The organism is Neobacillus sp. MER 74 (assembly GCF_023714155.1).
The window spans coordinates 26713-42077 of record NZ_JAMAUV010000021.1; the positions used below are offsets into that span (position 1 = coordinate 26713).

At 36.5% G+C, this 15365-nt stretch carries 18 protein-coding genes and 1 riboswitch; of the genes, 9 read left to right on the forward strand and 9 right to left on the reverse strand.

Annotation, left to right across the window (positions count from 1 at the left end; genetic code table 11):
- Window positions 1–4: 4 nt before the first annotated feature.
- Window positions 5–865: a DUF421 domain-containing protein gene (locus M3610_RS22670; protein ID WP_098576715.1), complete on the forward strand. Its 861-nt coding sequence runs from the start codon at window positions 5–7 to the stop codon at window positions 863–865.
- A 60-nt stretch (window positions 866–925) separates the two neighbouring features.
- Here the strand turns inward: M3610_RS22670 and M3610_RS22675 are convergent, their stop codons facing one another.
- A complete protein-coding gene (locus tag M3610_RS22675) occupies window positions 926–1909 on the reverse strand; it encodes a DMT family transporter (RefSeq protein ID WP_251462821.1) in 984 nt (327 codons plus the stop codon).
- Between the two features lie 193 nt (window positions 1910–2102).
- Here M3610_RS22675 and M3610_RS22680 point away from each other — a divergent pair, with 193 nt between their 5' ends.
- The gene (locus tag M3610_RS22680) at window positions 2103–2717 is read left to right on the forward strand and encodes a PH domain-containing protein (RefSeq protein ID WP_098576713.1); all 615 of its coding nucleotides are present in this window, start codon (window positions 2103–2105) and stop codon (window positions 2715–2717) included.
- Between the two features lie 39 nt (window positions 2718–2756).
- Here the strand turns inward: M3610_RS22680 and M3610_RS22685 are convergent, their stop codons facing one another.
- The gene (locus tag M3610_RS22685; RefSeq protein WP_251462823.1) at window positions 2757–3389 is read right to left on the reverse strand and encodes a nitroreductase family protein; all 633 of its coding nucleotides are present in this window, start codon (window positions 3387–3389) and stop codon (window positions 2757–2759) included.
- A gap of 133 nt (window positions 3390–3522) precedes the next feature.
- Between M3610_RS22685 and M3610_RS22690 the strand changes: the two genes are divergently transcribed.
- Window positions 3523–3882, forward strand: coding sequence for a winged helix-turn-helix transcriptional regulator (locus M3610_RS22690; protein WP_251462825.1), 360 nt, complete (start codon window positions 3523–3525; stop codon window positions 3880–3882).
- Between the two features lie 42 nt (window positions 3883–3924).
- Here M3610_RS22690 and M3610_RS22695 read toward each other — a convergent pair whose 3' ends face one another.
- Window positions 3925–4737 carry a YitT family protein gene (locus M3610_RS22695; protein WP_251462827.1) on the reverse strand — a complete coding sequence of 271 codons (813 nt, stop codon included), beginning with the start codon at window positions 4735–4737 and terminating at the stop codon, window positions 3925–3927.
- A gap of 205 nt (window positions 4738–4942) precedes the next feature.
- Window positions 4943–5133, forward strand: a riboswitch (Lysine riboswitch).
- A 102-nt stretch (window positions 5134–5235) separates the two neighbouring features.
- Between M3610_RS22695 and M3610_RS22700 the strand changes: the two genes are divergently transcribed.
- Window positions 5236–6717 (forward strand): amino acid permease, encoded by a 1482-nt coding sequence (locus tag M3610_RS22700; RefSeq protein ID WP_251462829.1) that lies wholly within the window; start codon window positions 5236–5238, stop codon window positions 6715–6717.
- An 84-nt stretch (window positions 6718–6801) separates the two neighbouring features.
- On the opposite strand, the gene M3610_RS22705 is transcribed toward M3610_RS22700, so the two are convergent.
- Entirely contained in the window at window positions 6802–7026 is a 225-nt protein-coding gene (locus tag M3610_RS22705) for a helix-turn-helix domain-containing protein (RefSeq protein ID WP_098574935.1), read from the reverse strand.
- A gap of 159 nt (window positions 7027–7185) precedes the next feature.
- Here M3610_RS22705 and M3610_RS22710 point away from each other — a divergent pair, with 159 nt between their 5' ends.
- A complete protein-coding gene (locus M3610_RS22710; RefSeq protein WP_180230150.1) occupies window positions 7186–7359 on the forward strand; it encodes a hypothetical protein in 174 nt (57 codons plus the stop codon).
- Between the two features lie 89 nt (window positions 7360–7448).
- A complete protein-coding gene (locus M3610_RS22715; protein ID WP_251462831.1) occupies window positions 7449–7604 on the forward strand; it encodes a hypothetical protein in 156 nt (51 codons plus the stop codon).
- Here M3610_RS22715 and asnS read toward each other — a convergent pair.
- Window positions 7601–8992, reverse strand: a complete 1392-nt coding sequence (asnS, locus tag M3610_RS22720; RefSeq protein ID WP_251462833.1) for an asparagine--tRNA ligase — start codon at window positions 8990–8992, stop codon at window positions 7601–7603. The two genes, M3610_RS22715 and asnS, sit on opposite strands and share 4 nt — an antisense overlap.
- Before the next feature lie 142 nt (window positions 8993–9134).
- Complete coding sequence (locus M3610_RS22725; RefSeq protein ID WP_251462835.1) at window positions 9135–10046, reverse strand: alpha/beta hydrolase; 912 nt, start codon at window positions 10044–10046, stop codon at window positions 9135–9137.
- Window positions 10047–10244: 198 nt separating this feature from the next.
- Between M3610_RS22725 and M3610_RS22730 the strand changes: the two genes are divergently transcribed.
- Window positions 10245–10475: a hypothetical protein gene (locus tag M3610_RS22730; protein ID WP_251462837.1), complete on the forward strand. Its 231-nt coding sequence runs from the start codon at window positions 10245–10247 to the stop codon at window positions 10473–10475.
- Between the two features lie 14 nt (window positions 10476–10489).
- Here M3610_RS22730 and M3610_RS22735 read toward each other — a convergent pair whose 3' ends face one another.
- Window positions 10490–10954, reverse strand: a complete 465-nt coding sequence (locus M3610_RS22735) for a GNAT family N-acetyltransferase (RefSeq protein ID WP_251462839.1) — start codon at window positions 10952–10954, stop codon at window positions 10490–10492.
- Window positions 10955–11139: 185 nt separating this feature from the next.
- Between M3610_RS22735 and M3610_RS22740 the strand changes: the two genes are divergently transcribed.
- Window positions 11140–11274 carry a BA3454 family stress response protein gene (locus tag M3610_RS22740; protein ID WP_251462841.1) on the forward strand — a complete coding sequence of 45 codons (135 nt, stop codon included), beginning with the start codon at window positions 11140–11142 and terminating at the stop codon, window positions 11272–11274.
- Between the two features lie 44 nt (window positions 11275–11318).
- On the opposite strand, the gene M3610_RS22745 is transcribed toward M3610_RS22740, so the two are convergent.
- Window positions 11319–11939 (reverse strand): DUF2238 domain-containing protein, encoded by a 621-nt coding sequence (locus M3610_RS22745; protein WP_251462843.1) that lies wholly within the window; start codon window positions 11937–11939, stop codon window positions 11319–11321.
- Between the two features lie 121 nt (window positions 11940–12060).
- The gene (helD, locus tag M3610_RS22750) at window positions 12061–14400 is read right to left on the reverse strand and encodes an RNA polymerase recycling motor HelD (protein ID WP_251462845.1); all 2340 of its coding nucleotides are present in this window, start codon (window positions 14398–14400) and stop codon (window positions 12061–12063) included.
- A gap of 415 nt (window positions 14401–14815) precedes the next feature.
- On the opposite strand from helD, the gene M3610_RS22755 reads away from it, so the two are divergent.
- Window positions 14816–15349: a YceI family protein gene (locus tag M3610_RS22755; RefSeq protein WP_251462846.1), complete on the forward strand. Its 534-nt coding sequence runs from the start codon at window positions 14816–14818 to the stop codon at window positions 15347–15349.
- Window positions 15350–15365: the final 16 nt, after the last annotated feature.

The following is a 15365-nucleotide window of genomic DNA, read 5'->3' on the forward strand; positions in this document are numbered from 1 at the left end:
AATGATGCCAGATTGGGTTTTTATAATAGTCCGTTCGATAGTCTTCTTGGTACTCTTATTTATTACCACCAAAGTACTAGGTAAGAAACAAATATCTGAACTGTCATTCTTTGAATATGTTGCAGGTATTACCATTGGAAGTATTGCTGGAGAAGTCGTAACGGGTTTGGAAGGTAATATGTTCCATGGTGCACTGGCACTTGTTGTTTTTGGATTCGTAACTTTTCTAGTGAATTTCTTAGCTATAAAAAGTAAAAAGTTTAGTGATTTTGCTGAGGGAAAAAGTACTGTTGTTATTAAGGACGGAAAAATTTTAGAAGAAAACTTGAAAAAAGAAAGATATACCATCGATGAATTATCGGCTCTTCTAAGACAGAAGAATATTTTTAAATTTGCTGATGTAGAATTTGCAGTGTTAGAACCGCGCGGAAATTTAAGTGCATTATTAAAAAGAGAAAACCAACCACTCACACCCAAAGATTTACAAATGAAAATGCCGAATGAGAAAGAACCACAAACGGTTATCATGGATGGAAATATTGTTGATGAATCGTTAAGATGTGCAGGAAAAGGCAGAGGCTGGTTATATACAGAGTTAGAAAAACTAGACGTAACCCTTGATAATGTATTCCTAGGACAAGTGGATTCATACGGAGAACTTACGGTAGATCTATACGATGATAAAATTCAAGTTCCAGCTCCCGCACAACGTCCACTACTTCTGGCTACCTTAAAAAAAATTCAGGCTGATTTAGAGATTTTTTCGCTTGAGACCGATTGCGAAAAATCAAAAGCAATGTATAAGCGAAATGCTAAGAAGATTCAAGAAACCATTGATGTCTTAAGTCCCTATTTAAATGGGTAATAACACTAAAAAACCAATATAAAATCCTTATCAAGCTTATTTGATAAGGATTAATCATTTCTAACTATTCATTTTTATCGATTGACCATTTTGAATAATTTTTTGGTTACTTTTATGTGAAAAAAAGCTATGCAGGATCATACCAACCATGACCAATCCCATCCCCCACCAAGATAGCAGCGTCGGGAAGGCGCTGTTTAGTAATAATAATTCTCCAATTACAGCGAATAATACCTCCACAGATTGTGTCGCCTCAACAGCCGCAAGTTTCTGCATATTTCCTCTAACAAGATCAGTTGCTTTAAAAAATAAAATCGTGGCAATGACTCCTGAAGTTATAGCTACAAGTCCGGATTGGATTATTTGCCCTTTGCTTGGAGTACCAATCGTAAATAGTCCATAAATCGATAAAACAATCCATAATGGAAGACTGGCTAAGGTCATCCCTAATACACGTTGGAAGACATCCAGCCGTCCACCACATATATCCATCATTTTTCGGTTTCCTAGCGGATAAGCAAATGAAGCAATTAACACGGGAAGAATACCTAGGGAAATCACACCAATTGAAATTTGATTGGCTTGTTCCATTTGCATCAAGATAATTCCTAGTAGGATTATTAATGACATACCCAAGCCCTTAAATGGGATTTTTCCCTTTTGCAGGATTGGACCTTTTTTAGTCATAACCCTTTCGTAAAAAAAGGGAGCAAGCAAAGACCCTGAGATAATGGTTACCTGCCAAGTGGCCGCAATGAGCCACCCTGGGGCATATGCTGCAGAAAAACAAATAGGACCATAAAATAATCCAAAGCCAACCGAACTCCATAATAGCCAGCCACCTGGATTTTTTTTCAAATCCCAAAGCAAGGGTTTAAGATTTTTTCTTCCAATGACAATAATAAGTAAAAAAGGGACCATAAAGAAATACCTTAAAGAAGCACTCCAAATCCAGCTGCCACCTGACTGGTCCATCGATCTGTTGAGGATAAACGTAAATGCAAAAAAGAAAGCCGCTAAGATCCCTAAAATAATCGGCCGCAATAACCTCAACTCCTTCTATTACATTATTAATATGTATATAGTGTATTTTCCATTATAATAGGGGAAGTATCAAGTTGTAATTTTTTTCTATATATGTGAATATTAACGTATAAAGTTTTTTGAGTAGTGATGAAACTTTATTGTCCCCCATTCGTAAGAAGGATGGAGAATTAAAAAAGTGAGGGTGATATTCATGTTTGGAAAAGTAGCTGCCGATATTTTAGGATTAAGTGATGTGGGCTCTGTTATTAAACCCGAGAATTATGACAAGGTAGACGCAGACGATTATGTCATGCATGAAGACAATGAAAAAATTTATTTTCTTATTAAATCCAAATCAGATGAATATTGCTTTACCAATAATGCTCTTATCCATTTAGATGGCACAAGTGCAACTAGCAAAAAACGGATGCTCCATCGTTATAGTTATGCTACCAACCGAATCTCAGACGTATATCTCGAAACCGCTGGAACGGTTGACCTTGACGTCGAAATTAAATTTAAAATTGGCTCCGTGCCTTTCTCCATTGATGTACATAAAAAACATATTGAGGAAATTAAGGATTTATATAAAGCCCTAATTAAAATTTCAGAAATATCACATGAAAATGAAATTTCTCTTCAGTTCGCTAAACAAAGCTTAGATGTTGCCTCCACTACTTTAGGTCGTGTGACAAGTGCAGACAGTAATTTGGTTGTACAATTCAAAATGCTTAATCAAGCGGCTTTTCAATGGTTAGAAGACAGCAAAAAGCAATATATAGTCAAAGATTTCGGGTATGTATTTGAAAAGTATATCAATAACTAAACCTTGAGGCGCATGAAAATTTTTCATGCGCCTCCTTTTTTATTTATATTCTATTAAAACATCTTCCAACGGCAAACGAGTGGTATTAAAAGCAGGTGCTGCCGCCTTCCCCACTGAAATCAGGACAATTGGAAATAGTCGATCTTCAACATTAAACATTTTCACAAATTTTTCTTTATCAAATCCACCCATGGGAACGGTGTCATATCCTCGATCTTTTGCAATCAACATCAATTGCATTGACACTAAACCAGCATCAAATGAAGCAATATTTTTTAAGACTTCTTCTGAAGCAAATGGATAGGTTTTATTGGTACCTTCAATTAATCGATTCATATTAGCCTCATCCATAAAACCAGCTTCAAAGGCACTTTGGTATACTTTTTCCACGCTTTTATACATTTCCTTATCACCTAAGACAGCAATAACAGCAGAAGCTGTTTCGACTTGTTCTTGATTATTGGCTACTGCTCTAAGTTCCTTTTTTAACTCTTGGTCTTGGATCACGATAAAACGCCATGGTTGTAGATTACTTGAGGATGGTGCTTGTGTTGCTTCTTTTAACATTTCTTTTATTTCTTCTTGAGAAATTTTATATGTTGAATCATATTTTCTAACGGAGTGACGTTCTTTGATAACATCAGATAAACTTTTCGTTAAAGTAGTTTGCATGAGAGATTTCCCCCTAATCAATTTAACTTACTAATAGTAAGTGCATAATCATCTTACTATTAGTAAGTACCTTTCGTCAAGAAAATAAACTATGATATGATATCGTTAGAAAAGTAAAAAAGAGGGATATTATATGAATGAACCGAACAACCACAAGTGTATGACTCCTTCTGAAGAGGAAATTAAGCATATATGTACCAATTTTCATAATGCGATTGAATTTATTGGTAAACGTTGGATGGGCTCCGTTATTTTTTCACTTATGGAGGGCCCGAAGCGATACCATGAAATTGTTACTTCCATTCCTGGAATCTCTGATCGATTGTTAACCGAACGCTTGCGTGATTTAGAGAATGAAGGATTGATTATTAAAAGGGTGATTGCCACTTCACCTAAGAAAGTGGAATATGAATTAACTCCAGCTGGGAAGGATCTTGAAGAAGTTATCCATGTGTTATTGAAATGGATAAAAAAACGAGGAAAATCCCGATGAAACAAAAAGGGTTACATCCATTTAATAGATGCAACCCTTTATTTATGGACTTGGCCGATGAAACAGCCCCATTACTTCAATCGTTTCTGTAATATTAACAAAGGAACGCGAATCGACTTCCGTGATTAAGTGTTTCACTTCATTAAGTTCGTATCTGGAAATGACTGTTATCAATACATTCCGCTGGTTATTTGAGTATCCGCCAACACCGTCCAAAACAGTTAAGCCTCGATACAAATTCTTTAGTAAATGATTCCTCATCTCTTCGCCTTTATCTGTAATAATCATTAGAGTTAATTTTGCATGATCCGTATAGATTGCATCGACTACTTTACCTGTCACAAAAATAGATACTAAGGTATAAAGTGCAGAATCCCAATCAAACAAAAATCCACTAATCATAATAACTACCGCATTCATACCTGAAAGTAAAGTACCAATTGGAAAATCCCTTTTTCTTGCTACGATCATGCCAATAATGTCAAATCCCCCAGTCGATCCGGAACAACGGAAAACGATTCCGACACCTAAGCCCGTTAACGCACCACCAAAAATAGATGAAAGAATTCTATCATCTGCGATCGCAAATACGGGAATTACATATAATCCTATCGAGATAACAATAACCGAAAAGATCGAATTCACGATAAATCTTTTTCCTAACATTTTATATCCAATAATTAACAAAGGAAAATTCAAAAGGAAATTTGCCACCCCTGTATTCACCGGTGAGATCATCCCTAATATCATTGAAATTCCACTTAATCCACTGCTCAATACTTCATGTGGGATTAAGAAAAGGTTAAAGGCAACCACAATAATTAGAGATCCCAATATCATTCCAACAATCTGCATGGTAAAAATCCTCCTAATACGAACAGGCATCAATTCTAATTCAAAATAATACCGATACTCTCACTTAAAGTAAAATAAAAAAATTAATTTAAAAAAAACAAATTATCTGTTTATTGCTGATTAGAAAATTACATATTGACAAATCTATAAAAATTCATTTACTATATTAATATATTTAATTTCATATGATAAATCCTCATCAAACCGATGAGGTAGAGGTCGCGGTTTTTATTAGTAAAGTGGACGAGATGTGAGAGACATTCATGACTCTACTTAAAAGGAAAAACTGCCGAAGTGTGCTTTTACTCTTCAAAAAGCATGCTGGGTCTGTCTTCAAATAGGAACAGAACTGTCACGATTATTTCTACCAGCTAATCGTGTTGAGCTATCTTTCGGAAGGTATGATGCGGGGTATTGTAATGCCATCGATTATTCCTCGATGGCATTTTTGTATTCCAAACTCCTTCACGAAAAAAAGAAAAAAGAGGAGTCAAGACTATGCAAACAGCTAGAGTATTAAAAGAATCTGAATATACCAGTGATTTAACACTAGAAAAAGCTCCATCGGACTTAAAAAGAGGGTTAAAATCTCGTCATCTCACCATGATTTCGCTTGGCGGAACGATTGGAACGGGACTTTTTCTTGCTAGCGGCGGCGCAATCCATAGCGCAGGACCTGGCGGAGCCATCCTATCCTACCTTGTTATTGGTGTCATGGTTTACTTTTTGATGCAAGGGTTAGCTGAAATGGGTGCCTATATGCCCGTTGCAGGAAGCTTTAGTACGTATGCCACCAAATTTGTCGATCCCTCCCTTGGTTTTGCGCTCGGCTGGAACTATTGGTATAACTGGGCCATAACGATTGCTGCAGAATTAGCTGCGGTAACGATGATCATGAAATTCTGGTTCCCAAATACTCCTTCATTTATCTGGAGCGGTATCTTTTTAGTGATTATGTTTCTCTTAAACTACCTTTCTGTTAAAGGATTTGGAGAAGCAGAGTATTGGTTTTCCTTAATTAAAGTGGTAACAGTTATTATTTTTGTTGTTACTGGTACGTTAATGATTTTCGGTATCATGGGTAATGAAGCACCTGGCTTCAAGAACTTCACGATTGGTGATGCACCATTCCACGGTGGATTTTTGTCAATGCTAGGCATCTTTATGGCTGCAGGCTTTTCCTTTCAAGGAACTGAACTTTTAGGTGTAGCAGCTGGTGAAACAGAGGATCCAAAAAAAGCCATCCCACGTGCCGTGAAGCAGGTGTTCTGGCGTATTTTATTATTTTATGTATTGGCGATTTTAGTCATCGGGCTTCTTATTCCTTATACAAATGACAATTTAGCAAATGGCGACGTTACTGTAAGCCCGTTTACTTTGGTTTTCCAAAAGGCAGGAATTGCTTTCGCTGCATCAATCATGAATGCAGTAATCTTAACCGCCGTTTTATCGGCAGGAAATTCAGGAATGTATGCATCAACTCGTATGCTTTGGGATTTGGCCCGACAAGGTAAAGCTCCTAAATTCCTTGGAAAATTAAACAAAAGAGGCGTTCCAGTAAATGCCTTAATTGCAACAACTTTGGTGGGGACACTTGCTTTCCTTGCCTCATTCTTTGGTGATGGAACAGTGTATATCTGGTTGTTAAACGCTTCAGGCATGTCCGGCTTTATCGCTTGGCTGGGGATTGCAGTTTGTCATTATCGTTTCCGAAAGGCTTTTATTGCCCAAGGCAAAGATTTGAGCTTATTACCATATAAATCAAAACTTTTCCCATTTGGCCCTATCTTTGCTTTTCTTGTATGTGGATTTGTTGTTTTAGGACAAAACTATTCAGCATTTATGGGTGATCATATCGATTGGAATGGAGTATTAGTCTCCTACATCGGCCTGCCATTATTCTTACTTGTTTGGGTGGGATATAAATTAACAAAGAAAACGAAAGTAATTCCTTTAAAGGAATGTGACTTAAACCCTTAATTCCAAAGAAATAGTACGCAAAAATGCGTGCTATTTTTTTCATACAAAAAAACAGACTCTATGTTGAGTCTGTTTTTTATGCTTCTATGCTTCTTTCTCCTCTGAAGACCAAATATATAAATCTTCAATGCGGCAATTCAATTCTTTGGAAATGGTCATTGCAGTATTTAAGTTCATTACTTTCTTTGACAGATAGTCGTTGAGTTGAGTTTGAGGAATATTTGTATTCCTTTCCAAACTTTCCAAGTCCATACCGTTTTTAGCTAGTAATTCTTTGAGGTTACTTTTTCTTGCCTTATAATTTGTCAAAATGACACCTCACTTTCTTTAAAGCATAACACATTACGTTTTGTTTTGAAAGGAAGTGGGCTTTATGATTTCCAATTGAGTTTACTTATCCAATAAGATAGCAATAGGATTAAGGATTTTATGATATACTTAATAAGGAATAGGTAAAGGGGTGTAAAAGTGAAAAACTCAACCAATCTATACAAAAACGGACAATCTGTAAATATTATTGAAACTGGCGAAGTCGTCACCATTCTAAAATCACAATATGTAAAAAACATGAAAAGATATTCTTATATCGTTAAGGAACACCCGGAAACATTCTTTTTCGAAGAGGAATTAAAGGACCAATAATAATCAAAAAAGAGAAGACCAGTTCGAAACTGGTCTTCTCTTTTTAATTAAAGGCTGTTTTAAAGGGAAATGTTGATTGTGGAACTCTGTTGATTGGAGTGGAAGGCACGAAGACTCCTGCGGGAGTACGGGGCAGGGGAGACCCCGCAGGCGCTGAAAGCGCCGAGGAGGCTCCCCGCAACGCCCGCGGAAAGCGAAGTGCCTGGAACGGAAATCAACAGACAAGTTTAACACAGCCTAATTAAAACTCAGCATTCCCTGTTGTTCTTGGGAACGGAATGACGTCCCTAATATTAGTCATTCCTGTTAGATACATAATTAAACGCTCAAAACCAATACCATATCCTGAATGTTTCGTACCGCCATACTTCCTTAATTCCAGGTACCACCAGTAATCTTCTTCAGTCATGCCAAGTTCATTTATTTTACCTGCTAAGATTTCTTCACGTTCTTCACGCTGACTTCCGCCAATCAATTCACCAATACCCGGTACTAATAAATCTGTTGCAGCAACTGTTTTGTTGTCTTCATTTAGTCTCATATAGAAAGCTTTGATTTCTTTTGGATAATCAGTAACAAATACAGGTCGTTTAAATACCTTTTCACTTAAATAGCGTTCATGCTCGGTTTGCAAGTCAAGGCCCCACTCAACTGGATAGGCAAACGTTTCACCTGACTCCCGTAAAATATCAATCGCTTCTGTATAGGTCACACGGCCAAAGTCTGCCGTATAGGCATTATTTAACCGGTCTAGTAAACCTTTTTCAATAAAGCTGTTAAAGAAATTCATTTCTTCAGGAGCCTGTTCTAATACATAGCCAATTACATATTTCACCATTTCTTCTGCTAAATCCATGATATCCGGCAATTCAGCAAAAGCAACCTCAGGCTCAACCATCCAAAATTCCGCCGCATGTCGCGCAGTGTTAGAGTTTTCTGCTCTAAATGTTGGGCCAAAGGTATAGACATTCCGGAATGCCAATGCAAACGCTTCTGCCGATAACTGCCCGCTTACGGTCAAATTGGTTTCTTTGTTAAAGAAATCCTTGCTAAGATCCGTTTTGCCCTCTTCATTTTTCGGAAGATTGTCCATATCTAAGGTAGTTACTCGGAACATTTCCCCTGCACCTTCTGTATCACTGCCGGTAATAATTGGTGAATGAACATACACAAACCCTTTATCTTGGAAAAATTTATGAATCGCATAGGACGCAAGCGACCTTACACGAAAAACGGCTGAAAATGTATTAGTCCTTGGCCGTAAATGGGCAATTGTTCGTAAGTATTCAAACGAATGCTTCTTCTTTTGCAATGGATAATCCACATTTGACGTACCTTCAATCACAATGTCAGTCGCTTTTATTTCAAAAGGCTGCTTTGCTTGAGGAGTATGAATAAAATCCCCTTTTACCCTAATGGATGAGCTGATTGGAAGTTTCGCGATTTCCTTAAAGTTCGCTAACTGCTCATCAAAAACAATCTGTACACCTTTAAAAAAGCTGCCATCATTTAATTCAATGAACCCAAAAGTTTTGGAATCACGAATGGTCCGAATCCACCCAGTTAATTCTACTTTTTGATCAATATAGCTTTCGGTATTTCTGTATAAATCCTTGATTAAGGCCTGTTTCATTGGTTTTCCTCCTAAATCTTATGTAAAAAGGTAAAAAAAACCTCCCATCCCATTGGGACGAAAGGTAATATTCCATAATACTATCATCGTTTTTCTTTTATCCCTTCAATATTATATAAAAATCATATCAAATTAGCAATATTCAACAAGATTTCCGTTTTAAAAGTAATTTTTTAGTCAGCGTCGATTCTTTTAAAAGCTTGGATTTCTGCCCGGAGAATTGCACATTCAGCCATTCTATCCGGTCATAGAAGGCATCTTCGCAGTCGGAAAATTCATGATTCGTATCATACCAACTGATTTTTTTTGGAGAACTAGCAATTGAATAAAGAGAATTAGCATGGTTTCGACCGATATATTCGTCATTTTCAGCAAATTGGAAAAAGATCGATGCTGGCGAAGCATTTTTAACATAATGAATCGCATCCAATTTCTTAAGACTCGAAATAAAAAATTCGAAGCGTTCAGGTGGTAGGAAACCACGAATTAGCACGGCTGATGGATGCTCACTTGTCATTTGCATCTCTGACACCTGTCCATATCCTGAGATCAGAATAAATGTTTTTATGCGATTTTCAATACCAGAAAGAATACCACCCCATGCTGCCCCCATGCCTTGGCCGACAAAGGCGATCTTGGATTCATCCACCTTTCCTAGTTCTCTAAGCAACGTGACTCCCCTTTTTATATCCATTACTGTTTGAATATATTTTTGAATATCTGCCATTTCCTCAATCGTTTTTGTAAACTCTTTCTTTCCTCGCAACTCTAGTTGTTTATTCCCTCTTAAGTATTGGGCTTCAATGAGCAGGGTTATATAGCCCTGGGTTGCTAGCATTTGGGCCTCACAGAAAAATGTTTTTCTATCTCCTTGACTTGGGTGCATATAAATGACTGCAGGTAGAGGGCCTAGTTGATCCGGTATGAATAGGTAGGCTGAAACCTCTCCTTTGAAAGGGCTTTCATATTTTACGTCATTAATATGATATCCATCTTTGGGAATTGTTTTAACCACCGCAAAACCAGAAAGTTTTTCTTCCTTATACTCAAACATTAACAACCGCCCCCGCGAAGATTCTTTATTATAATTTATTTGAATTTTCTAATTAATAGACCGTTCTCATACAAGATTCTTATATAAAAACAAAATCTCTAGAGTTTTAATAAGTTTTCAGAATATTAGCAGGAAAAAAGTTGCTTCTCGTCGAAATAGTAAAAAAATGTTATTTTTGATTATAGAGGAGTGATAATTGTGGATAAGGTAACATGTATTGCCTATCTATTATACAAGTCATCCAAGAATCAAGACATTAGAGAAAAAGCAATCCTTTTATTAAACGGCGATTTGTCCATACGAGATTTAAAAAAAGATGCGTCTATTCAGACACATGTGATCATTGCTGAATCACTGCTGAAAAAAAATCAAATCGATAAAGATCAAGTTCAGCACTTTGCCGAGCAATTCATGTATTTAGAGGTGTAACATTCAATTTGATGTTATTGTCCGATTGATTTTTCGTAACAAAAAATACCACTTCCATTTTGCATGGTTGTTGAATTATAATAATTAAATCCTAATGCTTCCCAAAAGCGTTGTGCTCTTAAGTTCTCTTTTAATACACCAATTCTAACGATTTTCTTACCTCGTTTCAGCATCTCATTTTCGTAGACTGCAAATGCCTGTGCACCGAACCCATATCCTTGATAATCACCATGCAGCAGTAATAGCCCTAACCACGGGTAATGGTCCTTCGGGTTTTCTAGTAAGTAATCAATTATTCCAATATACGTGTCATCAAGCTTAATAAAGGCACTGATTGAATTAGGATTTAAGAATTCTTCTTCCATATCAGCAAGTGTTCTGGCCTCTTTACCATTTTCAAACATATTATATTGGGGATTCGAATTAATCATTTCGAGTGCGATATATAACGTTTCTTTTTTAACCTCTTCAAAATACATTGAAATTAGAAACCTCCATTTTATAGATACTCTAACATGATTATATCAAAACTAAATACATTAGAAATGTTCAATGAACAATTCATGTCATAATTTTTCAAATTGCAAAATAGGTTTAATCGTTGTGTAATTTTTAATTACATATTAAACCAATAAATTTTATTATTGAAAAGGAGATTTTATTTATGGTACAAGTTGAAGTAACTGTTACTTTCGAAGGAAAAAGCTATTTAACAAACGTCATCACCAATCGTGAAACTTCAGAGGATAAAATTTTCCAACTTGCTTTAGAACAAGTTCAAAAACAATGGAAGAAATAAAATTAACCAGCAGATGGATTCTGCTGGTTTTTGATTTTTTCAGATTATTCACTCGTTACAATTTTTTGAATCTGCCGCGAATGAATGATACGTAAAGTAATGTAGGAAATAATACTGCCAATTAATGCTAACAGCATGTCCCATTGGGTATCCCAAACATCACCTTGGGTTCCAAGGAAAGCCTCTGCTGCTTCTCCTGTCAACAAAGCCACAGTGAATTCGACTAATTCATAGGTTGCACTAATAGCTAAACATATACAGATTACCGTAACGGGCAGCCATTTGGAATCTCGCAAAGGAGAAGTTCTTATCAATAATTCACGGATAATAATTGCTGGAATAAACCCTTGTGCGAAGTGACCAAGACGGTCATAATAATTGCGGTCCAAGTCCCAAATTTCTCTAAACCAATTAAACAACGGCATTTCTGCATATGTATAGTGACCGCCAATAAATAAGATTGACGAATGAACAAGGACTAAAAAATAAACCAGTGTTGTAAATTGAAAGAAACGATAGGTTAATAATAATATAAATACACCTAAAAGTGCCGGAATCACCTCTAGCCACCACGTGAAACGATCATGGGGATGAATCGCTGACCAAATAAGGACAATAGAGAAAAGCAGAAGAAAAATAATAAGACTTCGATGTTCCTTTAGCAAGTGAATACCTCGTTTCCAAGTTTGTTGTAGATAGCATGTATAAAAGTTGATAAGAAAATACTTCAATTATAATCTAAAAGAAACTGTATGTTTCTAAATGAGACATACAGTTTCTTTATTGTTAGATTACATTGGTTTTTTCGAATAAGTAGGTATCGTTTGGCGTTTTCTCCATTAAAGGGCTAATCCCTGAAGTGGTAAGCAGATGCAATTCATGCATGGCTCTTGTACAGACGGTATAAAATAATTTCCGTTCACTTTCATCCTTGTACCCAGAACAATCATACAAAATTACTGCATCAAATTCGATCCCTTTCGCTAGATACGAAGGAATGACAAGGATCCCTTTTTCATATGAGATTGTTCCCTTCTCAATTAGATGCAATGGAATCTCGTTTTTAAGTGCATGATAGGCCCTTATGCTTTCATCAGACGTCCTGCATATGACTGCAATGGTACGATGTCCTTCATTTTGAAAATCTTTTATTTTTCTTACAATTACTCCTGTTCTGCCCTCCTCATCAATGACTGAAACTAACGGTTTCCTGCCCCTGCGATTAAAGGGTTCAATATTTTCTCCACCTTCAATTAACGTACTGGTAAAGTCAACAATTTCTTTTGTGGATCGATAGGTTTTGGTAAGGACAAACGATTCGACCTCATCCTCTGCTTTGACTTGGTGGGATAGAACAGTTTCCGCACCAGTAGCCCCAGAAAATATTGCTTGATTAAAATCCCCAAGCAAAGTCATTTTGCTATAAGGAAATAGAGTTTGAATAAAAGCAAACTGAAATGGTGAATAATCTTGTGCTTCATCAATAAAAATATGCCGTATTGCTGTATTAGACTTACGACCTTCAATTAAATCCTGGAGGTACACATATGGAGTGGCATCTTCATATGGAATGATTTTCTCATTTAATTTATCCATCGTCTGTCTGCAAATATTCTTCCAATCAATTGGCAGGCTTTTATCCATATATTCAACTTGTTTAAATAACTGGCAATAAACGCGTGGAGCATCGACAAACCGCAAACTTTTTACTCGTGTAAATAAAGGCTTGAACTTCTCTTTTACGACCATCTCTGAAAGAAACTTTTGCTCCTGCTCAAAATCATCAAATGAATTATTGGAAAATTGATTCTTTTCCTGAAGCTTTTTGAATGCCTCCATAAAATCCTCTTTTTCGAGGTATTGGATTTCATCCTCCACCCAACTCCTCGAGCGCTCTTGTCTAACTTTTCGCTTTAGATCTCTTAACAACCATTCTTTAACAAGCTTCATTCGATTAGGAATCGTAATGTGATCCTCTAAGGAATAAAAATAATCGTGAATCTCCTTTTTAGAAATTAATACATCTCCTCTAAATTTTAAATCCCTAAAAATTAGTCCCTTTTGCGATAATCCTTTTGCATATTGATCGATGATATTCTTAAAGTCCAAACTGGATTTAAAGCGAATCCCCTCTACTCTTTCCTCATACCCCCTATCATCCTTGCCACTTAGCAAATACTCCATTTGGGTAAATGGGTCTTCCACATCAAACTCCTTCCCCAAACGAGAATTTAGGTATTCCTGAAAGGTGGATTGCTGCATATTTTCTTCCCCAAGCTCCGGTAAAACTGTGGCCACATAGCTATTAAATAGTGGGTTGGGAGAAAATAACATAATATTTTCTGAATTTAAGGTCCCACGATAACGATAGAGCAGGTAGGCAACCCTCTGCAGGGCTGCTGACGTTTTACCACTCCCGGCAACCCCTTGAACGATCAGTATTTTTGCACGTTCATTGCGAATGATTTCATTTTGCTCCCGTTGAATAGTAGCAACAATGCTTTTCATTTGAGTGCTCGCATTGTTTCCAAGGACCTCCTGAAGCATCTCATCTCCAATCGTTACCCCCGTATCAAACATCCCTTTAATCTCTGAGGCTTTAATAATAAATTGACGTTTTAAGTTCATATCCCCTTCAATCGTACCTTCTGGGATTTTATATTGAGCTGGGCCTGGTGAGTAGTCATAATAAAGGCTCGATATGGGTGCACGCCAATCATAAATTAAGAAATTTTCATCGTGTTCATCCATCAAGGACGCAATTCCAAGGTACACATGGTCCGTGTCTGTTTCCCCTTTTTCTAAAAAATCAATCCGTCCAAAGTATGGGGAATACTTTAACCTTGAAAGTGTGTTCAACTGTTTATCCAACTGTTTATGTGTCCGCTCACGTTCAGAGAGGAGTTCAGCCTGTTGTTTGATACTCGCCGCTGTCTCGATTACATCATCAGGTTCATCTAAATTGACGGTTACATCTTCCCAAAATTCCTTTCGAATCTCAAGGACATCAGCACCTACTTTTCCTGCATTTGATTTTAGTTTATTTATTTTTTTATCAATTTCATTTACCACTGAAGTGACTCTTGTTTGTTCCATTTGCCAGTCTTTGCTTAGTAAATCGCTCATCCAACCACTCTCCAGGTAAGTTTTGGTCAATTGTTGACAATTGAATTGAATTGTGTTAATGTTATAATAGGTAATTTTTAAACTATCTCATAATATTCAATTTATGCCAACTGTCATTCTATCATGCTCCCTCTACATTTTCAAGTAGTTTATCAATATGAATCTAAAACGCCTTTTGGGCGTTTTTTTATTGTCTATTTTCCTTAAACCGCACTCAATATGCTACAACCTTTCCCTTATAGAAAATTCAATCTGCCATATTTAACTTATAAAGATAGTATGAGAAAAAGCTTAAAAAAAATTAATAAAATATAATTGACAATATATTTGTCCGCACCATATAATTTATCTTGAATTAAATTATTTAGATTTCAAGATAAAATAATAAAAAAATAAACACTGGAGGAATTTAAAAATGACTAAAACAAAATGGGCTCTTGATGCATCACACAGTAGTGTAGATTTTTCTGTTCGCCATATGATGATTGCAAACGTGAAAGGTACTTTCAACAAATTTGATGCGGCAATCGAAGCAGATCCAACAGATTTAACAACAGCAAATATTGAATTTACCGTTGATACAGCAAGTGTAGATACAAGAAATCAGGATCGTGACGGACATTTAGTTTCTGCAGATTTCTTTGATGCAGCCAATCATCCAGCGATGACATTCCGTTCCACAAAAATTGAAAAAACGGACGATGGTGAATACAATGTTACTGGTGATTTAACACTTCGCGGTGTAACAAAGCCAGAAACCTTTGCAGTTACTTTTGAGGGTCAAGGAAAAGATCCATGGGGAAATGAAAAAGTTGGTTTTAGTGCAGAAGGAACGATTAATCGTTCTGAATATGGCCTCGTTTGGAATGCTGCTCTTGAAACGGGCGGTGTCCTTGTTGCTGATAAAGTAAAAATCAATCTTCAAATTCAAGCAGCAAAAGCAGAATAATTAAAGTTGGTCACAT